Annotated in this window: 24 protein-coding genes and 1 tRNA gene; 8 read left to right on the forward strand and 17 right to left on the reverse strand. The window is 40.8% G+C overall.

Annotated elements, in window-relative coordinates; genetic code table 11:
• Window positions 1-2 precede the first annotated feature (2 nt).
• The 9 genes from ACLKML_RS16905 to ACLKML_RS16945 form a co-directional block, all read right to left on the reverse strand.
• The gene (locus tag ACLKML_RS16905; protein ID WP_413284178.1) at window positions 3-845 is read right to left on the reverse strand and encodes a hypothetical protein; all 843 of its coding nucleotides are present in this window, start codon (window positions 843-845) and stop codon (window positions 3-5) included.
• The gene (locus ACLKML_RS16910) at window positions 845-1,735 is read right to left on the reverse strand and encodes an ABC transporter ATP-binding protein (RefSeq protein WP_413284179.1); all 891 of its coding nucleotides are present in this window, start codon (window positions 1,733-1,735) and stop codon (window positions 845-847) included. Before ACLKML_RS16910 ends, ACLKML_RS16905 begins: the two co-directional genes overlap by 1 nt.
• On the reverse strand, window positions 1,732-2,121 hold the full coding sequence (locus ACLKML_RS16915) for a GntR family transcriptional regulator (protein WP_413284180.1): 390 nt from the start codon (window positions 2,119-2,121) through the stop codon (window positions 1,732-1,734). Before ACLKML_RS16915 ends, ACLKML_RS16910 begins: the two co-directional genes overlap by 4 nt.
• 153 nt (window positions 2,122-2,274) lie before the next feature.
• On the reverse strand, window positions 2,275-3,330 hold the full coding sequence (gene fbpC, locus ACLKML_RS16920; protein WP_413284181.1) for a ferric ABC transporter ATP-binding protein: 1,056 nt from the start codon (window positions 3,328-3,330) through the stop codon (window positions 2,275-2,277).
• A 19-nt stretch (window positions 3,331-3,349) separates the two neighbouring features.
• On the reverse strand, window positions 3,350-5,449 hold the full coding sequence (locus ACLKML_RS16925) for an ABC transporter permease (RefSeq protein ID WP_413284182.1): 2,100 nt from the start codon (window positions 5,447-5,449) through the stop codon (window positions 3,350-3,352).
• 159 nt (window positions 5,450-5,608) lie between these two features.
• Window positions 5,609-6,646, reverse strand: coding sequence for an ABC transporter substrate-binding protein (locus tag ACLKML_RS16930; RefSeq protein ID WP_413284183.1), 1,038 nt, complete (start codon window positions 6,644-6,646; stop codon window positions 5,609-5,611).
• A gap of 330 nt (window positions 6,647-6,976) precedes the next feature.
• The gene (gene uhpC / locus ACLKML_RS16935) at window positions 6,977-8,308 is read right to left on the reverse strand and encodes an MFS transporter family glucose-6-phosphate receptor UhpC (protein WP_413284184.1); all 1,332 of its coding nucleotides are present in this window, start codon (window positions 8,306-8,308) and stop codon (window positions 6,977-6,979) included.
• The gene (gene uhpB / locus ACLKML_RS16940) at window positions 8,308-10,038 is read right to left on the reverse strand and encodes a signal transduction histidine-protein kinase/phosphatase UhpB (RefSeq protein ID WP_413284185.1); all 1,731 of its coding nucleotides are present in this window, start codon (window positions 10,036-10,038) and stop codon (window positions 8,308-8,310) included. The genes uhpC and uhpB overlap by 1 nt, the downstream gene beginning before the upstream one ends.
• Entirely contained in the window at window positions 10,035-10,664 is a 630-nt protein-coding gene (locus ACLKML_RS16945; protein WP_413284186.1) for a response regulator, read from the reverse strand. The genes uhpB and ACLKML_RS16945 overlap by 4 nt, the downstream gene beginning before the upstream one ends.
• Window positions 10,665-10,955: 291 nt before the next feature.
• On the opposite strand from ACLKML_RS16945, the gene ACLKML_RS16950 reads away from it, so the two are divergent.
• The 5 genes from ACLKML_RS16950 to ACLKML_RS16970 all read left to right on the forward strand — a co-directional run bounded on the left by ACLKML_RS16950 (window position 10,956) and on the right by ACLKML_RS16970 (window position 15,041).
• A tRNA-Ser gene (locus ACLKML_RS16950) sits at window positions 10,956-11,043 on the forward strand.
• Window positions 11,044-11,252: 209 nt separating this feature from the next.
• The gene (locus ACLKML_RS16955) at window positions 11,253-12,491 is read left to right on the forward strand and encodes an integrase domain-containing protein (RefSeq protein ID WP_413284187.1); all 1,239 of its coding nucleotides are present in this window, start codon (window positions 11,253-11,255) and stop codon (window positions 12,489-12,491) included.
• Window positions 12,492-12,681: 190 nt separating this feature from the next.
• Window positions 12,682-13,695: a hypothetical protein gene (locus tag ACLKML_RS16960; RefSeq protein WP_413284188.1), complete on the forward strand. Its 1,014-nt coding sequence runs from the start codon at window positions 12,682-12,684 to the stop codon at window positions 13,693-13,695.
• Window positions 13,696-13,821: 126 nt separating this feature from the next.
• Window positions 13,822-14,061: an AlpA family phage regulatory protein gene (locus ACLKML_RS16965; protein WP_065675568.1), complete on the forward strand. Its 240-nt coding sequence runs from the start codon at window positions 13,822-13,824 to the stop codon at window positions 14,059-14,061.
• A gap of 53 nt (window positions 14,062-14,114) precedes the next feature.
• Complete coding sequence (locus ACLKML_RS16970; RefSeq protein WP_413284189.1) at window positions 14,115-15,041, forward strand: DUF3987 domain-containing protein; 927 nt, start codon at window positions 14,115-14,117, stop codon at window positions 15,039-15,041.
• 16 nt (window positions 15,042-15,057) lie between these two features.
• On the opposite strand, the gene tnpC is transcribed toward ACLKML_RS16970, so the two are convergent.
• The 3 genes from tnpC to tnpA are packed head-to-tail and all read right to left on the reverse strand — an operon-like array spanning window position 15,058 to window position 17,302.
• The gene (gene tnpC / locus ACLKML_RS16975; protein WP_413282880.1) at window positions 15,058-16,569 is read right to left on the reverse strand and encodes an IS66 family transposase; all 1,512 of its coding nucleotides are present in this window, start codon (window positions 16,567-16,569) and stop codon (window positions 15,058-15,060) included.
• Between the two features lie 59 nt (window positions 16,570-16,628).
• A complete protein-coding gene (gene tnpB, locus ACLKML_RS16980; protein ID WP_413282881.1) occupies window positions 16,629-16,982 on the reverse strand; it encodes an IS66 family insertion sequence element accessory protein TnpB in 354 nt (117 codons plus the stop codon).
• Entirely contained in the window at window positions 16,979-17,302 is a 324-nt protein-coding gene (gene tnpA / locus ACLKML_RS16985; RefSeq protein WP_413282882.1) for an IS66 family insertion sequence element accessory protein TnpA, read from the reverse strand. The genes tnpB and tnpA overlap by 4 nt, the downstream gene beginning before the upstream one ends.
• Before the next feature lie 60 nt (window positions 17,303-17,362).
• Between tnpA and ACLKML_RS16990 the strand changes: the two genes are divergently transcribed.
• Window positions 17,363-17,941: a DUF3987 domain-containing protein gene (locus ACLKML_RS16990; RefSeq protein WP_413285918.1), complete on the forward strand. Its 579-nt coding sequence runs from the start codon at window positions 17,363-17,365 to the stop codon at window positions 17,939-17,941.
• A gap of 312 nt (window positions 17,942-18,253) precedes the next feature.
• Window positions 18,254-18,886: an inovirus Gp2 family protein gene (locus ACLKML_RS16995; RefSeq protein ID WP_413284190.1), complete on the forward strand. Its 633-nt coding sequence runs from the start codon at window positions 18,254-18,256 to the stop codon at window positions 18,884-18,886.
• Between the two features lie 98 nt (window positions 18,887-18,984).
• Here the strand turns inward: ACLKML_RS16995 and ACLKML_RS17000 are convergent, their stop codons facing one another.
• From ACLKML_RS17000 to radC, 5 genes are all read right to left on the reverse strand, one after another.
• Window positions 18,985-19,209 (reverse strand): AlpA family transcriptional regulator, encoded by a 225-nt coding sequence (locus ACLKML_RS17000; protein ID WP_413284191.1) that lies wholly within the window; start codon window positions 19,207-19,209, stop codon window positions 18,985-18,987.
• Window positions 19,206-19,766: a tyrosine-type recombinase/integrase gene (locus tag ACLKML_RS17005; RefSeq protein ID WP_108168082.1), complete on the reverse strand. Its 561-nt coding sequence runs from the start codon at window positions 19,764-19,766 to the stop codon at window positions 19,206-19,208. The genes ACLKML_RS17000 and ACLKML_RS17005 overlap by 4 nt, the downstream gene beginning before the upstream one ends.
• Before the next feature lie 127 nt (window positions 19,767-19,893).
• Window positions 19,894-20,337 (reverse strand): DUF2787 family protein, encoded by a 444-nt coding sequence (locus ACLKML_RS17010; RefSeq protein ID WP_413284192.1) that lies wholly within the window; start codon window positions 20,335-20,337, stop codon window positions 19,894-19,896.
• Between the two features lie 22 nt (window positions 20,338-20,359).
• Entirely contained in the window at window positions 20,360-20,812 is a 453-nt protein-coding gene (locus ACLKML_RS17015) for a DUF2787 domain-containing protein (protein ID WP_413284193.1), read from the reverse strand.
• Window positions 20,809-21,276: a RadC family protein gene (gene radC / locus ACLKML_RS17020; protein ID WP_413284194.1), complete on the reverse strand. Its 468-nt coding sequence runs from the start codon at window positions 21,274-21,276 to the stop codon at window positions 20,809-20,811. The genes ACLKML_RS17015 and radC overlap by 4 nt, the downstream gene beginning before the upstream one ends.
• Window positions 21,277-21,732: 456 nt before the next feature.
• Here radC and ACLKML_RS17025 point away from each other — a divergent pair, with 456 nt between their 5' ends.
• Window positions 21,733-21,921: an AlpA family transcriptional regulator gene (locus ACLKML_RS17025; protein ID WP_413284195.1), complete on the forward strand. Its 189-nt coding sequence runs from the start codon at window positions 21,733-21,735 to the stop codon at window positions 21,919-21,921.
• Window positions 21,922-22,011 lie beyond the last annotated feature (90 nt).

The following is a 22,011-nucleotide window of genomic DNA, read 5'->3' on the forward strand; positions in this document are numbered from 1 at the left end:
GTTTATTGTCGAAAAGAAAGCTCATTGGTTTGACTTAAAGATAGACTGGCGAATAATGCAACGATCCCTAGTGTGTAATAGACAATCAGATTGAACGCTCCTGCATGGATGAAACCAGCTAATGGTTCAGAACTGAAAATCAAGTTTGGAATAGATAATATTGCATCAAAAAACACACTTAATGCAGTAAAGCCAAACAGGTATAACGACACCCATTTAACGACGTAGTAGCCCAATAGCATTATAAGTATTGGCGAACTAACCAGTTGGGAGGTCATTAATGCAATAGTTGCCAGCGGTAGTAATGCCAAGGCGATAAGGCTCATTTTAAATAAAAAATCCAACCAGTTAATGATGATGTCGATAAATGAAACTTGCCCCAAGAATAGGGTAACAGGTTCATTGATTGAGATATTCGCCAACCATAATATTAAATTTGTACTCAATAATAACAACGAGCAAATTGCAGGGATGACTAACAAGCCAAAGCCGAGTTTCACACTATGGGTTAGGGCATGAGAAACGGGCATACTTCGCCAGAACATCGAGCTGCCTTCTACTCGTTCTTTACGTAAGGTTTTTGGTAAATATAGTGAGCTTAAAATAATAGAAACTAAGCTAACTGAATAACTCATTGCGGCATAAACATTTGATGAAAAAGCATCAAACATGTCTACATTATTACCCGAGTAATGCATTTCAAATGCCATATGACTATTGTGGCTCGAGTTAGCTATTAGTCCGACAATCATGATAACCGCCACAATAAATAGAAAAAAAGGAACACGAGTAACGTTTTTGTGCTCGATCAATTCTTTTTCTAGCATATAGATACTGGCGTGCATTATACGTCCTCTTTTTGTAAAGCAATAAACAGATCGGCCAAGCTAGCTCGATGAATATTCCCCCAATTTTCTGCGGTAGAGAGTTGGTCGCTTTTGAGTAAACACTTGACTGTGCCTAGGCTAATTTGGCTATTTAAAGGATTCAATGACTCAATTATTTCGCTGTGTTTTTGGTCCGCCTCTAAAATAAAATAGTCTTCGCCTATCTTTTCCATACGGCCTTGCAGTATGGCTTTACCTTGCTTAAGCATGACAACATCGGTAAGTAAATGTTCGATTTCTGAGACCTCATGGCTGGCAATAATCAGTGCACGCTCACCGTCATGAAACCATTCTAAAAGGTGTCGATAGAATACATCTCGATAGAGTAGATCCAATCCCAGTGTTGGTTCATCTAATATTAATACTTTACTGTCTGTCGCGATAACGATAGCGAGGTGCAATTGAACTTTCATACCTTTAGATAGGCTTTTGATTTTACTTGAAGGATCAATTTGGGTGCGAGCTAATGTGTGTGTGGCTTTGTCTATATCAAAACTTGGATGCACACCCGCCGTATATTTAAGTATTTGTTTGACGCTCATCCAATCGGGTAGCACGTTGACATCGGATATGTATGCTAACTGCAGCATTAATTCTGCATGTTGCTGGATAGGGTGGCAGCCATTAATGTCAATCTCGCCTTGGTATCGGTGTGCCCCAAGCAATGCATTGATTAAGGTCGATTTCCCCGCGCCATTATGTCCCAGTAGGCCAAGAATCTGTCCAGGGTATAGTTCGAAACTGATGTCGTTTAACGCAACCTTAGTTTGTGAGTGCTTTGATCCTTTATACGATCTTGAAGCTTGATAATTTTTTGAAACGTTTTGAACACTGACTAAAGGTTTCATTGTTTACCTGCTGTCTCTTGTTGTCGCTTTTGAGTGTGTTTAATGTGTTGAATAAACTCGTCTATTGACATATCGATTTGCGATAATGTTTGAGCAATCATAGGGATTTGTTGTTGTAAAAAGTCTTGTTTCTGCTTGGCACGTAGAAGGGATAATGCACCGGGCACTACGAACATACCTTGACCACGTTTTTTTTCAACCAACCCCTGATCAACTAATAATTGGTAGCCTTTCATTACTGTTAAATGATTAATTTTTAATTCAGTCGCCACAGTTCGTACCGAAGGAAGCGGTTGTTGTTCTTGCCAGATACCTTGCAGAATCTGTTGGCAGATGCGTTCACTGAGCTGGCGAAAAATAGGCTGGTCATTGTGCCAATCGGTCATTATGATCCTTGCTATGGAGTATAGTGATATACATGAGTATAACACTATGCTTCTTTGAGATAATTGCAAGGTTTTTTATATGATGAGTGTTAATAGATGAAAAAATAGGGGTCAGGCAAGGCCTGACCCCTTTAGCGTTATATCATCAAGATGTTACGCGGCATTAGGTAATAGAAAAATACCGGTTGGATTAATGGTTAAATAAGCGTGATCTGAAATTTCCGGATCAAACTGTGAGGAGTTTAGCTGTAGCAATAGCTCCTGTCCGTGCCAGTTTACTGCCACCTCGTACATTGACCCCATGTACACAATCCCTTTAACTTGGCACTGTTGGCATACTTCGCCTTCTCCTGCGATAAGAATGGCTTCAGGTCTCACGCCAATTTGATAATGCCCTTCAGGGAAACCATGGATAACGGCTGAATCTGCGTCAATTTTGTAGTCGTTAATTATTAGGTTGCCTTGCTTAAACTCGCCGTCAAATATATTCGCATCGCCCATAAAGTTTGCCATAAACATCGAAGCTGGCGAGCGATACAGGTTATCGGGTGCGCCTTCTTGCATGATATCGCCATCTTTCATCACTACAACTGTATCTGAAACGGCGAAAGCTTCAGCTTGGTCGTGAGTGACGTAAAGCGAGGTAATATTAAAGCGTTGTTGTAGATCTCGGATAGTTTCTCGCATACTACGTCGTAAATTAGCGTCAAGGTTACTTAATGGTTCATCGAACAATAATACTTTTGGCTTTAGAACCAGTGCTCTAGCCAGTGCCACACGCTGTTGCTGACCTCCAGATATTTGGTCAACAAAACGGTCGCCCATATCCCCTAAATCGACTAATGCTAATGCCTCATCTACCCGTTGTTTGATTTCATTAGCTGGTAATCTAATCATCTTTAAACCGTAGGCGACATTTTCAAATAATGACATATGTGGGAATAATGCATAGGACTGAAACACCATACAAATATCCCGATGTTGGATAGAGGTATTTGTCACATCTTCCCCATCAATAAATATTTGCCCGCTGGTGGGTTTTTCTAGCCCAGCAACTAAACGTAACACAGTGGTTTTACCGCAACCTGATGGGCCAAGTAGAGTAACCAATGTCCCTTTTTCTATTTCCAGATCCAGTCCACCAATTACCGTATTATCTCCAAAACGCTTGCATACATTTTTGAGTACTACAAAGCTGTTGTCTTTCATTTTTATTTTCTCCACAAATTTAGTCTTGGTTCTTGGCTTTTGAACGGGAAATTCGTGCCTCGCCTACTAGGTAGTCAAAGGTCAGAATGATGCTTAACATGACAAATATAAGCAGTGAGCCATAGGCGATAGCAATACCGTACTCGCCATCTTCTACACGGTTTAAAATGTAAGAAGTCGCTACACGAGTCTCAGGTGTCACAAGGAATATAATTGCGCTCACCGTTGTCATAGCGCGGACGAAACTGTATATCAGCGATGACAAAATAGCCGGACGAAGTAACGGTATTAAGATATAAATGATGGTTTTAAATGAGTTAGCTCGAAGGCTGAGCGACGCTTCATCTAAGGATTTATCTAGTTGGCCTAACCCTGCCACACCAGCGCGAATACCGACTGGTACGTTACGCATTACCATCGAAATGATGACAATAGCTGCGGTTCCGGTTAAGTAAATAGGCGCATCGTTAAAAGCAAGGATGTATGAAACACCCGCCACTGTTCCCGGTACAGCGAAACACAGCATAGTGATAAATTCGACCACTTTTTTACCATGAAATTGTTGTCGAACCACAATATAAGCGATCAGTAAACCAAAGGTTGCTGTAATTGGTGCGGCAATACCTGCATAAGTCATGGTACTGATCAATGATGGCCAAGCACCTTCACCAAAGCCCATACCAAATAGGTTGATATAGTTATCCAGAGTCAGTGAATAATCCACGCCCCAGTTTACGGTAAAGCTACCAAAGACAATACTTCCGTACAGCAAGACGTTAAATACCATCCAACCATATAACGTAACTGAGACAAAAGTACGCAAACTGGTGGGTAGAGGCTGAACATCTCCTCGGTAAGATTTACCAGAAATCGTCACATAAGAGCGTTTGCCTATCCACATATACTGGATAACAAAAATAGCCAATGAGAAGATTAATAGTACCGCACCAAGTGTACTGGCTGAGGCATAGTCAAGTTGTGCGCCTGCAATATAGAAATAAATTTGTGTAGCAAGTACATCGAAACTACCGCCCAGTACTAACGGGTTACTAAAGTCAGCTAAGGATTGAACGAAAATAATTAAAAATGAGTTAGCCAGCGCAGGTTTAAGTAACGGCAGTACAATGCCAAAAAACGTTTGGTAGCGATTCGCTCGCAACGTATAGGAAGCTTCCTCCAAAGAAGGGTGTAATGACTTCATTGCCCCATCTAAAATCATAAAAGACATTGGAGCAAAAGCGAGTACTTGCGCCATCCAAATACCAGTAAAACCGTACAGCCAATTGGTATTTTCGAAACCAAACCAATCAACCATCAATTCCGTCACATAACCAGAGCGCCCCAGCATTAATGTTACGCCTAATCCCACTACAAATGGTGGTGTTACAATCGGTAGAATAGAAAAGATTCGCGTAATAAACGCCGATTTCTCAGCAATACGGGTTGAATAAATTGCGAACATCAAGCCAAAAAAGGTTGCGGTAATACCTACAGACGATCCCAACATAATAGAGTTGAGAATAATTTGTATGATCTGCGCTTGCGATAAAATTTCAATGAACTGCCAAGCAACAAAGTTACCCATTTCATCTTGAAACATCGGCACAAAAATGGCGATACTTGGATAAAGTATAAAGGCCGAAATAAGACCAATAATCGAGACTAATGAGCCGATAACAAAGGCATCTCCCCCCATGTACTCGAGCCGTGCCATGGCCTGTGTCATGGTCATTGCTAAAGCAGCAAAAAGGAATAGGGTGGAATAACCCAAGCCCTGACCTGTTATTGCTGAGGAAGCAATAATAAATACGATACAAAACAGCGTGTAGCCAATATCGAACTTGTGGCGGGTGGTATGATATTTATTTAAGGCAAATTTAGGACGAATTAAAAGTACCAATGGTAGGCTAAACCACAGCCAAGCTATATTAGTACCACTCCATGCCATTGCTTCAAAAAACTCATCAGATGTTGAGTCCATAAGCCCATAATCGAGGGAAAAAGTGGGCAAAAGTATGAAAGCAGCAATAATTGACATGATCCAATAAAATATTGGGTCACGTTGCGAATTTTCTGCAAGGCGATTTTTCAAGTCTGACTCTGTTGCAAATTGAGACATGATATTTCCAACCGAAAATTAGTGAATAACAGACCTAAGAACTGGCAAAGTCAGTTCCTATATAGTCAGTGTTTATAAATGACTAAATCTTATAAAATGATTCGCTCTTATAAAAAGAGAAGAGAGTAGCGCGGCTGCGCCACTCACATTAAGGCTGGTTTATTCGCCCATTTTAACCACGTTAACCCATTTTTTAATTAAGCGTTTACGTGTGTCAGAAGCGCCGTAAGTATTCATATCATAATCGATAAGATCCAGTTTTTGAGGATCTAACGCATACGGAGATTGCTCTGCATCTACATTGGTTAAAATTTGGAAAGACTTGCCTTTTTGCCAAGCAAGTTGTTGACCTTCTTTAGACAGTACCCAGTCGATGAACAACTTGGCATTTTCCTCGTTACGAGCGCCTTTGATCATGCTGACGCCGCCGATCTCATACCCAGTACCTTCACATGGAGAAATAAGTTCTAAAGGCGCACCTTGAGACTGCTCTAGAGAATAATCGTGTAAGAACCCAATACCAATAGCAATCTCGCCACGAGCAGAGTTACGAGATGGTGTCACACCCGATTTGGTGTATTGGGAAATGTTCTTGTCTAAGCTCTTAAAGTAGTCGAATGCTTTATCTTCACCCCAAAGTTGAATAAAAGTGGCGAGGGCAGTGTAAGCAGTACCTGAACTTTGTGGATCGGCAATTTGGATTTCATCTTTGTATTCTGGTTTAGTTAAATCTTCCCAACAACGAGGGATAGCTAAACCTTTTTCTTCTAAACGCTTGGTATTAACACCAAAGCCTAAGATACCCATATAAACCGCAGAAGAGTAGTTACCTTTGCGTTTTGCTGGGTCTTTAAATTTATCGATAATATTATCTAGTTGAGGTGATTTGTAAGGCATTAGAAGATCCATCTCACCGGCTTGTGATTGTGGATCAAGAGTCCCGCCATACCAAACATCCGCTCTTGGGTTCTTGCGTTCTGCTTGAATTTTCGCAAGCGTACTGCCAGAACCGTTACGAACAAAAGACGTTTTTACATCGTATTTGTCTGAAAACGCTTTGGTTTCTGCTTCGCACATGGCATTGGTTGCACTGCAATACACAATTAATCGGCCTTCTGCCATAACTTGTGGCGCTGCGAATGCAGTAGAACCGAGTATGCAAGCTGCTAGCAGATGGCGTTTAATATTCCCTTTCATTATTTGTTTCCTCTTCTTATTGTTTTTGCCTAGCCAAAAGTGGTGGTTTATCGAAAAACATTCACTTTACACGCTGAGCTGGTATCACTTTTTTGTGATTCGTTGTGTAGGGGAGCTTGTGTACTTTCAATAACGTTATATTGGGGAGATAACGTTATTGAGGTACAAGTTAATAGTAGAAAAAAGACAAAGAAAATGAATGAGACAGGTTTTTAGCCCACTAGGAATTTTTCCTAGTTTTGAAGGGTGAATGTAGGATTTGAGACTCGGTTCACAGTTAGATAAGTCCAGTAGATAACTGTGGAGCGAGGCGCTAAATAAACTGGCCAGCTAATTAGTTATAGAACGATTGCTTCGTTGTTGGGCTCGCACAAAAGGGATCAACAACATACCAATAGCAGCGGCGGCTAAAGTAATGACTGCAAAAAATCCTTGCCATTGAAATTGTTCAATGACGATAGAAATCGGATAACCGGCCAATGCTGCCCCCAGATAACCAAATAAGCCGACAAAACCTGTCGCGGTGCCTGCTAGGTTTTTATGTGAACATTCTGCCGCAGCCATACCTATCATCATTTGTGGACCGAAGATAAAAAAACCAATCGAAAATAAACATGCAGATAATATAAAAATATTATTCATGGGGGTTAACCATAATGCTGCGACAGAGATAAAAATACCGAGAGCAAAAATAAGATTCATTGGAGCTCGGTTACCATGGAAAAATTTATCCGATCCCCAACCGCCAAGCAATGAACCTAAAAAGCCACCCACTTCAAACATAGAGACGGCGGTGTTCGCGGTGAGTAAATCAACGTGATGGCGTTCGACTAGATATAAACTTCCCCAATCATTTACCGCTATTCGTACTACGTAGACCAATAAATACGAACTACACAGTAACCAGATGTATTTATTGCCAAGAACGTAGGTTTTGACAATTTTCTGAAATGGAAGACCAATACCTTCTTGTTCCTGTTGTTTTTCTAACTGATCATCACGCCAATCACCAACGGTCGGTAAGCCCAGTGTGGTCGGTTTGTCTTGCATGCGAAATGACAAAACAATCCCCACAATAATGGCAATAATACCGGGTACAATAAATCCGAATCGCCAGCCCCAAGTTAGAACAATATAGCCGATGGATATAGGAAGAAGAGCGCCACTAACATTAATGCATGTATTCCAAACTGACCACCAAAAGCCTCTTTCCGAGCGTGAGTACCAGGTTGTAAGTAGCTTTGCACAGGCAGGCCAACCCCAACTCTGAAAAAACGCATTCAGTGTCCATAAAATCAGCATGGCGGTTAATGATGAACTAAAGCCAAAAAGAACGTTAATAATGCCAGAAGCAATTAAGCCAAATCCCATAAAATAACTTGGATTGGACTGGTCACTTATCATGCCTGAAATAAACTTCGATGTGCCATACGTAATATAATAAACAGTCGCGATCATACCAATATCGGAAGGTTCCCAACCTAAATCGGTTAACATAACAGGCATACTGTAGTTTAAGCTTTTGCGAGTAAAATAGAATATACCGTAGCCTACATACATGGATATCATCAGATGTAAGCGCCAATAGTGATAGGTTGAATTAACGGTCTTTTGGTCGGTTATCGTATCGACAGGTGGCTTTGCAGACAACAATCCAAACATTATCTATTCTCCCTAATGTCGCCACCAATGGTCGCGTCGGGCGAGGAAGCGCGCTGGTCTGTTTTTGCTGATAAAGAGCGACTCGCTTTAGTTGGTAGGCTGACCACGATCCGAATACCCATAGGTGTAAATTTATCATTACTATCAGGTTTGCTGTTATTGGATAGTTTATCGTTGCGAATTTGTTGACTCGTTGTATTTGTCGAGCCATTGCTGATAGATAAACTGCCTCCTAGAGCCGTAATACGCTCTGATAAACCTTTTAGCCCCGTTCCTTTAGTTTGCCAGTTTACTGGTAGGCCAATGCCGTTGTCCCTGTACTCCATGCTAAATAATGTTCCTGGCAAGAAGGTAAGGGTAATTTCGGTGGCGTGAGAATGTTTTGTTGCATTGTTGATCAGCTCTTGCACAATTCGATAAACCGTAACTGAAGTAACGTCGTCTAATTGTTCAGTGTCAAAACCAATATTTAAATTAAAGGTAACGTTACGTTCAGAAAATCTCATTTCATTGGCAATTTGTTTTAAAGCACCTTCAAGCCCTAATTGGTCTAGCACATGCGGTCGCAGTTGAGATAATAGTTGGCGTGTCGCGCTATGCACTCTAAACGCTAGATCATTTATCGCAGTCGCAATTTGTTTGGTATTGCTTTCTTGCGTTGTTCGATTGGCTAACGTCGCCTGTATTTGTATCGCCGTGATATTTTGCCCTATTTCATCGTGGAGTTCTCTGGCGACCGATTTGCGAATATCTTCCTCTACATGCACTAACTGGCGAGTCAGCGCCTGTTTAACCGAGAGTTCATGAGCAAGTTCATAGTTCAGCTTTTTGAGTTTTTCTGACAACAAGTACTGGCGACTAATCGCGATACCAAGCCCTAGACCTACTAAGGCCTGGGTCGTTAAAAACAGTTGCATCTCTTCGTAGGTTGAAAATGAGCCCATTACTTTCTTTGCCATTGTCAGTAATACGCTATTCATCACTGCGGCTAATATGCCGCCCTGCCAGCCGTATCGGTAAGCCATAAAAATATTTGGCAACAGAACCACGATTAAAAGCAGTGAAGCCATTTGTTGTTTAAAACTAAGCTCAGCAAGTAAACCAATGCAGAAAAATAATAACATCCATAAAAACGCAGACGGGCGCAACGTCACTTCGTTGTGCACTAGAGTGGGAGAGAGCGGAACCCAAACCTTTTGATTTAAGTAATCATGTAGAAGGTAAAAAAATGGCGCAAGGATAATACCGCCAGTGAGGGTGGCGATCATGGCACTGTATATTAAACTGAGGTCAAGCAATAACGGCTTGCTTAAAAAGAAAATAACGCAGCCATACAACAAACTATTTACAACAATTACCCCTAATAAAGCCAATAGTTGTTGCCAATAAGTGTCTAAGTGCTGCCACCAGCGTTGTATGGGGCGAATAACACTGTAGCTAATAAAAGGAGCAATAAATAACAACAGATCAGTTTGGCTAGGTTGCAAGGTTTGTACAATAACGCAAGTCAGAACAAACTCACTTAAAAACACCACCCACCAATGTTTAATTGGCATGATAAGCAATACTGCCAATCTCAAACCAATTGGTAGAAACAAGCCAGAAATGTAAATATTGCTGACCAGATAACCGCTAATACTCCAAAGACAAAACCAAGTAATACTGTAGATAACATAAATAAAAAGGCTGGTAAAAGCGCGACTGCTTATTTGTTCTTTTACGGTTTTCATTCGGGTAACAATTTATTTTTAATCGCGAAACGGATTAGATCGACATTGTTGGACAACGAAAGTTTACCCAATATATTCGCGCGGTGGACATGAACGGTTTTATGACTTAGCGATAAATCGTAAGCCACTTCCTTTACATCTTTGCCCTGAATAAGTTGCTCAAATATTTGTTTTTCTCGTTTGGTTAATTGGTCGAGTGCCGTAGAAGGCACGTTGGCGTTACTCAAATTAAACAGCGCATCGGCGCAAAGATAGCGATCTCCAGCAGAGACAGTGCGAATAGCGGTTACCAATTCACCGGGACCACATCGCTTAGAAAGATAGCCCAATGCACCTGCATCGATGGCTTTACTAACAAATGAAGCTGAATCATAAATACTCAGCACAATCGCTTTTAATTCCGGCTGAACTTTTTTTAAGCGAGCAAGCAACGACAAGCCACTTTCATCTGGCATAGAGATATCAATGACGGCAACATCTAACTCGGGAAGAGTAGCAAGGGCACTAAAAGCCTCTTTTGCTGAACTAAATTCGCCGACAATGGTTATATCTGATTCAACGCTTAGCAACTGGGCAAAGCCAGAGCGAACCATCACGTGGTCGTCTATCAAAGCAACAGATATCATAAATTATTATCCTTTTGTTACTGCGGATATTGGTAATAATGGATAGAGGTAATAACGGATAGTGGCAAAAGCCCCTCTGATGATCAAAATTGATGGCTCGAGGTGTGATGGAGTCGATAATTAATTTCATTTAGACGTTAGCGAAGAGGAGGGTTGATGTGAGCAAAGGTTGTTTTGTAGTCAGTCGACCAGAAAAGCGCGAGTTTTGTTGTTTTTCCACTTGACCAAACCGCGTAGAATCATTAAATTAGCGCCTCGTTGTTAACGCTCTCGCGTAGCAACCCAAAATACGGTGAGTTGTCCGAGTGGCTGAAGGAGCACGCCTGGAAAGTGTGTGTACGGCAACGTACCGAGAGTTCGAATCTCTCACTCACCGCCACATTCAAGTTTAAAGACGCTCTAGAGCGTCTTTTTTCTTATCTGAAATATAGGAAATCAATGAGTTAGGGCGTTTTAAAGTCCAATATCGCTCTTTTTCATCCGACACTTTTTGTACTACCTAATGTACCACCAGTCTTTTCTAATGTACCATTAATGAATCAGTGGTACATCGGCTTGTGCCACGACTGGCTTTTTCGGTGGTACATCATGGCAAAGAAAATAGCACCATTAACTAACACTCAAGTCAAGCAGGCTAAGGCTTCAGAGAAAGAATATACTTTATCTGATGGTGATGGCTTACAGCTTAAAATCAAGCCCTCTGGTTCGAAAACGTGGGTCTTTAAATACACTAAGCCTTTTACGAAGAATCGTACAAACCTTGGTTTTGGTGTTTATCCTGAAGTTTCTTTGGCTCAAGCAAGAGAGAAAAGAAAACAAGCCAGAGAGCTACTTGCGCAACACGTTGACCCCAAAGTTTATAAAGATGAACAAAGGCTTAAGCAACAAGATCAATACAGTAACACTCTACAGGCTGTGACTGAAAATTGGTTTACTATCAAGAAGTCATCGATCACGGAGGGTTACGCTAAGGACATCTGGAGATCTTTAAATCTACATATCTTTCCTTCACTAGGTAAGTATCCAATATCTAGCCTGACAGCACCAATCGTAATTGCAGTTTTGAAAAATGTCGCAAAATCAGGAAATCTAGAGACAGTTAGGCGTTTAGCCCAGCGTTTAAATGAAGTCATGACTTTTGCGGTCAATACCGGCCTTATTCATGCAAACCCATTGAGTGGTATAAGAGCAGCATTTGAAAAGCCTGTAGTTAAACATATGGCCACTATAAAGCCTGATGAACTACCCGAGCTGATGCGCACATTGAATGCTTCCAACTTACAAGTCGTGACACGTGCTTTAATTGAATGGCAGTTACATACGATGACACGTTCAAATGAAGCGGCTAAAGCTGAATGGTCTGAGATTGATTTAGATAAAAAACTATGGGTTATTCCAGCAGAGCGTATGAAAATGAAACGTGAACATACAGTTCCACTTACAGAGCAGTCATTCGCGATACTGAGCATCTTAGAACGATTTAAACGACCTTATAGCACATATTTATTCCCTTCCAATCGCGATCCCAAAAAACATATTCATACAGAGACTGTAAATAAAGTACTTCGCCGTATTGGGTATCAAAATAAGTTGGTTGCTCACGGCTTTAGAGCATTAGCAAGTACAACGCTTAATGAACAAGAATTTAATCCAGATGTTATTGAAGCTGCATTAGCTCATGTTGACAAAAATGCTGTACGTAAAGCGTATAACCGATCAGAGTACCTAAAACATCGAACAGAACTGATGACCTGGTGGTCGAATCATATAGAGAATGCATCCAAAGGTAGTTTGAGCATTACTAATAACATTATCAATCTAGGTTAGTTTGCAGCGAGAAAGTTTAACTTGATAGATAGGGTGGAATGAGTCATATTCAAATTTTGGTTTTTTACCCTGCTATTTTTGCTATTAATAGCATTAATAGCCCTCTTTATCGCTAGCTCACAAGGATGATGGTTTGAGATTGAGAAACAAGATTTTCTATAAGTTAAGTGACATTGACACAAAAGTGTCAATGAAAGTTAAGCTGCAAAAGTGTCTTGATATTGGTATTCCGCTGTTAGTTAAAGTACCCAATGGCAACAACGTATGGGCCATCGACAAGGAACTAGATAAACTTACAAAACAAGATATTGTTTTAAGCGAAAGTGATTATTCTAGAAAAGTCATGCTCATGCATCATCTTTTGGAAGGTGAATATCTCTCGTGCGTAAATCCACCTAAAATTAATACACTTCTTTTAGGTGCATCGACATTAGTTGACGGTGTTGAATATCTACAACTAACTGAAAGCGATACGAAAAAGCTTTTAGCTTCTGAAAATATTACGACTGATCAATTCAAAGGTGTAGTTGCTTTTGATGAAAAAGAGCAACACTTTGCCTTAAATGAGTCAATACCTGTTCCTCCTTATGACTTTAAGCTTAGGAACAATAATGATCATCCCATAATGCAGAAAATCAAAAGTGGGATGAGTAATTCGCATTTTGTACTTTGTGATAAAGCAACACGTAGTAACAATGATTTTAACTTTCCAATAGGAAGTGAACTCGATTTATCAGTGAGCGTGTTAGAAGTCGTTATTAGAGAAAGTGACGCTTCAACGCTGGTGTTCAACGCGGAAGATTACCAACTAAGTGCATATCACCTGGAACCAGAATATCATGCATCTACCGCACTATTAGAACTGTCGAAGTGTGGGTATGATCTGTGTGTTAAAAACTTATCCGCTGGTTCAGGAGGTCGTGCAAGCTATCTATCAGGCCATTCCAAAAGCTTTAAAGCGAAAGGATGGTATGAGGCTGGTGCCTTTTTGATTAAAGACAGAGACGGGAAGAACTTTAATCGTGTAAAAGAAGTTTATAGCCACCACTGGCTACCAGAAACTAAGCTAAGCAAGGCAAAAGTAAAAGCAATAACGGAAAATGTTTTAGACGAACTACATGACGCTATTGAAACAAATGACGCGTATATTCGTTCAATAGAATTGATTATCAGGCCAGATAAGTACAAACATGTAAAATGTTAAAAGAGTCACAGCCCTTTTGTATAAAGGGCTAGGATGAGTTTTTATGCTCAAAAGTCAACGCCACTCCTTTTGGTAACTTCGTCCCTTAATGTTTAATGGCACCTTAAATCAACTAAGGAGCTATAAATGTTATCTACTCACTCAGAACTTCGTTCAAACCAAATTCTTCGACTCAAAGATGTCATGTTGATGACGGGCCTTTCGCGATCGACTATCTATGACAAACAAAACCCTTCATCAAAACGTTTTGACCCTTCATTTCCTCAGAAAATCAAACTAGGCGCAAGAGCGGTAGGTTGGTTGATGGGGGATATGCAAACTTGGTTAAATTTGATGAGAAATAATTCTATAGCAGGGTGTGATTAGAGAGGCGGGTATCAATATTTGATCATTTAATGTCGTTATCGATAGGAGTGTATATGTTATATCAATTTCCAATTTCGTCGGAGGTCTTTCCCATTGTCTCTCCGTCATCACTAATCACTAAAGCCTATATGGAGGCTAAACTTATCACGCAAGCGCCTGATTCGATGATCTATATGACCGCTATTAGTTCCGTTTCACTCGCATTGCAAGGCGTTATTGATGTAGAAATACCCACGGGAAAAGTAAGCCCTGTATCACTAATGGGGTTAACGATTGCAGAATCAGGAGAGCGTAAATCATCGGTAGAGAATCTATTCACAAAAGGAATCAAATCGTTTCAAAAAGAAAATATTGAATGTTACCAAACACAATTAGATAAATACCAGATTCAACTTGAGTTACATGAAAAAAAAGTCGCTCGTATAAAAAAGTTAATCAATTTGGATGACGAACTTGAATGTGAGTCAATGGCAAACCAGTTACTCGAACTTGAAGAAAAAAAACCAATTAAACCAAAACTCAATTTGCTCACATATGAAGATAGTACTATTGAAGCATTGCTGAGTGGTCTCAGTGAGAATGTACCAAATGCTTTTCTTGGATCTAGTGAAGGGGGAGTGTTACTTAACAGCCGAGCGATGGCGCAAACAGCTAGCCTAAATGCAATGTGGAGTGGTGATGATATTACTGTTAATAGGAAAGTGGTAGGTTCATACACAGTGGAAAGCGCTCGGTTAACCGTCCATATAATGACGCAATCAAGTGCGCTAGATCGCTATATTAAAAAATCAAAGGATAGTGTGCGTGGTAACGGATTCTTAGCTCGTCTTCTTGTTTGTGCGCCATCATCCAATATTGGCTTTAGGCAGTCTTCAGGGATAAATTACTCACGAGCCGGTATACAGGAATTTAACGAAAAGCTTTATCATTGGTTATCGGAATCCCTAGATATTGCTAATTACACCGTGAGCGCCCCATAAACCCACAGGCGCATTATTAGTGAAGGAAGTTCCAAGGAAGAAGTGAATCGATATCTGGCTCTGGTTTGGCCAACTCTTTCATGCACTGAACCAGATAATCGTAAAGGATAAGCCCATTCGCTTTCGCAGTTTCGATGATGCTGTAAAGCATCGCGCTAGCACCTGCACCTTTCGGTGTATCGGAGAATAACCAATTTTTTCTCCCAATAACCAGAGACTTAATTGCACGTTCCGCTCGGTTATTATCGATAGATAAGTGGCCATCTTCCACATACCGAACAAGTTTAGGCCACTGACCAACCGTGTATTTTATCGCTTTACCTAACTGGCTCGATTCTATTACCTTTTGCGATGTCAGCCATTTATGTAAGTCATCCAGCATTGGCTTCGCCAACTTTTGCCGCTCAGTTAATCGCTGCTCTGCGGTTTGGCCTTTCAGGCGAGTTTCCAGTGCATACAGCTTTTGGATTTTCGCCAGCGCGATATCCGCTTTGCCCGCCTTTCCTTTGCCTTGCAGTTTTTTGGCATCCATAAATTTGCGACGTGCGTGAGCAAGGCAGCCAAGGTGTTTCACCTTTGGCAGCCCGTCATAAGCTTTGTAGCCATCCGTTTGTAAATAACCATCGTACTCACCAAGGAAGGCGATAGGACATGCCCTTGAACGACCATTTTGATAATCGAACAAGACGATATTTTTGACCCCTTTCAGACTCGCATCGGGTGAATCCGCACCTGATGCGTAAACCCACATGTAGCATTTCTTGTCTTCTTTAAGGACATTGAGCGGCGTTTCATCCGCTTGCACCACTACTTGCTCCAGAAGGTGTTTTTGCAGAGCTTGATAGAGCGGAGTAAAGTGCTCGCTGACCTGCATGACCCAACGTGCCATGGTCGTTCGGGACAGTTCAATGCCTGATTGCTCGAACAGGCTTTCCTGACGATAAAGTGGCAGTGCGTACTGATATTTGCCTAAAATGATGTTGCTTAGCAGGCTTTCTGTGGCAAAGCTTTTTGGGATAAGACTGGCAGGGGCAGGCTTTTGAACGATGCTGACTTTATCTGCGTCTTTTTCGCACTGGCGACAGCCGTACTTAGGGCGAACATATTCCAGCACCTTCAATACCGCAGGGGTAAACTCAAGCTTTTCGCTGCTGTCTTCACCGATTTTATGCAACGGGTGCTGGCAACACGAGCAGACTTTCTCTTTATCATCCAAGTCCAGCACGATTTGCTCACGCGGTAGGTCTTTAGGAAGAGGTTTGCGTTTACCACGCACTTTTTTGATTGTAGTGGTCGTAACCACTTCTTCTTGCTCATCAGCAGGGGCTTCACATTCCACCTCATTGAACAGGTCACCCTGCGCTTCATCATAAGGTTTGAGTGTTTCGGCACGTTTGGCGAACTGGCGGTCGATAGCCAGTTTGAACTGCTCAAGAAGGGATTCTTTTTCAGCCATCAGGGCTTTCACCATCGCTTGAAGCTCGGCGACATCTTGGCTGTCAGGGTTAATATCAGGCGTCTTTTTCATGGCATTTATTATACTAAAAAGACCATAGGAATACCTGATATATCTGACTTTTATCGTGATTAACTCATTGTAAAATCGTGTATTTCAACCGATTTATGGCCGATTATCGTAAAGCCTGCAAGGAGTCTTTCTAACTCAAATTGGCTTAAAGTAAACACTTGGTTTTTCTCCTTGGACGGCCATTTGAACTTGGCTTTTTCAAGGCGTTTGTACCAAAGAGCAAAGCCCGTTTTATCCCAATAGAGCACCTTCATTTTATCGCGCTGCTTATTGGTAAACAGGAAGAGCGCACCAGAGTTCAGGGACAAATCCGTTTCAGACTCAACCAATGCCGCAAGACCGTTAATGGATTTTCTAAAGTCGACGAACTCACGATAAAGGTAAATCGTAGGGGGATTCACTAACCCTTTCATGATTGAAGCGCACAGATGAGTTTTGCCAAATACTGGGTTGGTGTTCCTTGCGGAACGCTCAACTCGACATCATTAAAACTGAGCGTCATATTCGCCAGTTCAGGTTGAGCCACTTGATAACGGGTAGTTTGCTCAACCACTTCTGCGCGAACAAAGCTACTCTGATGGCTTTCACCTGTCAATTGCAGCGAGCGTCGTTTAGTAAAGAAAGTGGAAAGTGCGAGCTTATTCTGTCGGCAAAATTCTTTCTGGGTTAAAGCGCTGCTTTCGTATTGCTGTAAAAGTCCCAACCATTCCTGGTCACTACGTCGATTAACCATGCTCTTATCTCCTTAATTGTTGGAGTTAAGAGCATAAATTGCCAGTCAGCTTATTTGAATGTGGGGTTTATGGGGCGGATACATTACACCAATAGAAAAATTATTAGATTTTCCAATGAAGCTAAAAAAATATGGCAGGATGTTTACAACGATATTGAAGTAAAGATGAGACCTAATGGTATCTTTCAGCAAGTTGCAGATCATGCCTCAAAGTTACCAGAAAATATTGCAAGGTTAGCGGCTTTAATTCATTGCTTTGATGGCGACTTAAATGATGAAATTTCTTCGGCGACACTCCTAGAGTCAATTAATTTAATAAGCTATTTTTCTGGCCAGTTTGTGAAAGTGTTTTCTGCCCCTCCGAAGTGTGCAGTAGATGCCGATAATTTAATGCAATGGTTTCTAACGCTTTCAAATTCAGGTATTAGATATATTAAGCGAAATGATATTTTTCAATTTGGGCCATATGGGACAAGAAACAAAAAAAACCTAGAACAAGCATTAGAATACCTAAAACCCAATTATATATTAAGTGAAATCATTATTAAACCAAAGACAAGGGTCGTCGATCTCTTTCCTAACTATCAACGTGATGAAGCTAAACTTATTCTTGATTTGGGATTGAAATCTTATATTTGATTTATATTATCTTGATTAATTATCAACGTAATAATGCCGGGTTAATAAGTGAAAAATATAGAAATACAGGTAGCGTAGTTTATGCATAAGTCCAGAGTAATAAGTTAGGACAAACAACAGGGTTAAACCTAAAAATAATAAAGAGGTATCTATCTATTCCCTAGTTTAGCTGTTAGTTGAGGTCGATATTTTGTCGGTTATAGTAATATATATAGATTGTAATTATTAAGAGTTATTTGTTATTCATTCCTTAAGAATGAAGTGAAGTGGATATTGTTATTACTTATTTTAAATAAGAGGTATTGAGTTGAAATGAATTTAATTAATACAGGAGTATTCAATGGATATCGTGTTATACGTAAACATGGTCCATTAATACAAAGAATATTAATGGCGAATGAACTAATGATGGCTAAATCTTTGTCTGATCATAACCGTCTTCTTGTTATGCGCTTTGAGCTGAAGTTTCCTACAGGTTACTCAGGACCTACTGAGATAATATCGAAGTTTTTTGATTCTCTTCGTTTCAAAATTCAATATGACTTAAGAAGGAAAAGTAAAAATAAGAATCGTAAAGTTAATTGCAATATAAACTACGTATGGGTGAAAGAGTTGAGTGGTAACGAAGGCTGGCATTACCATGTCGCTCTAGCTTTAAATTTCAATGTGTATTGGAAGTTTGGAAAGATTGGTAGTACTAGAAATAATACCATCAATCGTATTTCAGAGGCTTGGGCGAGTGCAATGAAATGTTCAGTGAATGATGTGAAGGGGTTGGTTAATATTCCCAAAAAAAATCCAACATATGAATTAAATAAGAGTTCTCCCTCATTTTATGACACATTTTATGCTGTAATGTTTAGGTTAAGTTATTTGGCGAAGTTAAAAACAAAGCCTTATGGTGGTAATGCTAGGGTGCGTTTTTACGGGACGAGTAAGAGTTAACTTTCTGTAGAGTATTTATGGTATATATATGAGTCAGTGCAAAAAAAGAGGTATCAAATAACCTCTTTGTAAAGTTAATCTATCAAGTTTGTATTGCTCTATTTTTTTCTGTGATTCATTTTAGTTGTTATCCATGCTTGAATTTCATGATCTACCCAAGCAATAGAGCGAGCGCCTAATGATACGGGGGGCGGAAATTGACCTTCGTTGAGGTATTTGTAAAGTGATGAGCGTGATATACCTGTAACCTGAATTACCTCTTTTAATCGCATCAGGCGACTCGAAGTAGGTAATTGTTTAATATTATTCATATCGTTGTTCATAATACTAATTCCCTAAAGTCATTATCAATATCATCTTGTGTCACGCCAATGTAGCGCAGCGTAACACCTTCTGAACTATGGCGAAGCATTCGCATCACCCGCGCAATATCTTTGGTGCTTTTGTAAAGGTGGTAGCCTCTGGTCTTTCGCATTGAGTGAGTTCCCAACGGAAAACTAATCTCTTCACCAATCGATGAAAACGCTTGACTAACAGCCCGACGACTCAATGGATTGGCAGCTTTGTTTATTGCTTGCTGATTTCGGTAAGATTGGAATAGGTAGATGTGATGGGGGTTCTCCTTTTTAATGCGGTGGATGATTTCTAAGCTTCTTGGGTTTAGTGCTATCTGCGCCACTTTGCCCGTTTTAGACTCACGGATGGTTAGACGGTCTTCTTCAATATCGCTGAACTTAATCGCCAGTAAATCAGAAATCCGTAAAGCGAGATTAATACCTACATTCCAGATGTCTGACATTTGCTTACTATGCCGTATTTCTAGTAAGTGGCCGATGAGCTGGATAGTGTCACGGTTTTTCACCGCTTGAACTTCTGCCATAACGCAGCTTCCTTTTTTCGATGAAAATGATGATTAGAGGAACTTCAAAGCAAGTCAGAAACGAAAAGCCTTGTTCCATAAGGGTTGGCAAGTTCCCAAATTGCTAAAATGGGAACTTGGATGCTTTTCAGTTCTTGGTGACTTTGATTTGGTCAAACACACCGTCAGATAAATACTCCAAGAAGTTACTTTCCCACGTTCGATAGAAAGATTTCACTTCTCGATGTGCTAAAGCGCACGGGGCCAAAAACATCTGCCTGAATATGTTGCTCTCAATATTGAAATCAAGCTCAATGGCTAATTCTGGATAGACACCACCAGAATAGGCAAAGTCGGTGATGTAACAGAGTTGCCACTTATCACCTTCATTGCGAATCATGATTTCTACTGGATGATATCCACCAGCTTCGGCGCTATAACTCGTGTCTCGAAAGTTAATGGTGAATAAATCAGAGTCGTTCTCCCAATTGCTTTGCTGTACTTGTTTAGTGATGGCCTTGTAAAAGCGAGTAGAGATGGGCAGCACACAAGGGTGAAACTGCATCGTTTGAATTTTGGTGGCGGCTGGCATGGTATGCCTCCTTGGTTAGTGGTTATGCGATAGATGATTTAGTGGGTATGTCGATATTGACCAGTGTTGCTTGTATACCGTCAAAGGAGCCTTGTTGAATTTGCTTGAGGAAAGACCGTTCATAACTTTGATATAGACTGGTTACTTGTGGCTGGTGGAGCTCGCAACGTTCAATGTCTGGTTGATAGAACCATCCACGCAGAAAATTGAAGTAAAGCTCGACCTCCATCTTTTCGGTTTGTTCGTCTGGATAAGCAAAGCTAGTCACAAAGACGATGCACCAATGACTACCGTTTGATTGATTTGTCGCTCTATTGATTTGGATTTCTACAGGATGAAAACCACTACGATCTTGGTAGTAGCTCGATACTCGAAAGTTAAGGGCGATACGTGTGGCAAAGGTGGGAATGTCTAATTGCCCAACAAGTGCATTGAGATATTGCACTAGTAATCGATGCGGCATGGTTTGATTCATAATAAACCTCGCTCAGCAAAAGATACGCATTGCTCACCTACGACGACATGATCTAATACTCGAATATCAATCAAGGCCAAGGCATCAGAAATACGTTGAGTGATCCTGCGATCAGCTTGTGATGGCTCCGGTAAACCGGAAGGGTGATTGTGACCAAAGATCACCGCCGCCGAGTTCAGCAATAATCCTTCTTTAACGACCTCCCTTGGATAAACGCTAGCGGCATCGATAGTGCCAAAGAACATCTCTTTGTACTCAATCAATTGGTTTTGGTTATCAAGAAACATCACGGCAAACACTTCTCTGTCGTAATGCGCCAGTTTCATCTGTAGATATTGCTTAGTGTTTTCTGGACTGGTGAATGAACCTGAACGGGCATACTTAGCTGCGAGCATAGTCGCTGCGGTCTCTAGGATTTGACGAAGCTCTGTAGGTTCGTTTGGCGTGTAATGATTTGAATGCATGTACTTTCCTTCTTGTGCGTTAAAGGTATGTGCATCCAAGTAATATGTGGCTAAAAAATAATGGAATCCTTCCCCATAGAAGCAGCCCAACTACGCTGGGCCGCTTTAAGTTATGGTCGTTGTTTATCTTGTTGTTTGGCCCAGTTGTAACCACTCACCACGCCATAGATGAACAATTCGATTAGCGTCTTAGTGGGTAGGTGGGTATTCACCATTCGCCTCCTTGTTGATGTGGTACAAACCTGCGCCAACGATAAAGCCAGCAATGAAAACAAACGGCATAAGTGCCTCCTGTTTAGTTTGGTTCAAGAAATGTGCATAGATGGAAGCTAGCGATTAACTGGCTTCAGAAAGGTAATGTGTGGTTGAAAAAAGTTGGAGTGTGGTGATTTACGCAGTGGAGTAATTAAATGCACATTCTCGTTATCTCATGAGTTGAACTAACCGGAATTCATCATGAGATTAATAAAACTAAAAGAAGTAATGACTTTAACCAGCCTTGCACGTTCTACTATCTACAAGTACATGAGCGAAGGGCAGTTTCCAAAAGCAGTGTCACTAGGTTGTCGTTCGGTAGGGTGGGTAGAAGAAGAGGTAACAGATTGGATATTGGAAAGGATTGGTGAGCGCGATAGTGCAGAGTAAGAGAATAATAGAAGGAGGCTGTTATGGCTTCCTACTATGCCGTTTGTCTCTGTAACAAGCTTTTTGTTCAGATGCGTTACGTCATGCGGA

The sequence above is a fragment of the Vibrio sp. MA40-2 genome, from assembly GCF_047302445.1.
In the GTDB taxonomy this organism is placed as follows: Bacteria; Pseudomonadota; Gammaproteobacteria; order Enterobacterales; family Vibrionaceae; genus Vibrio.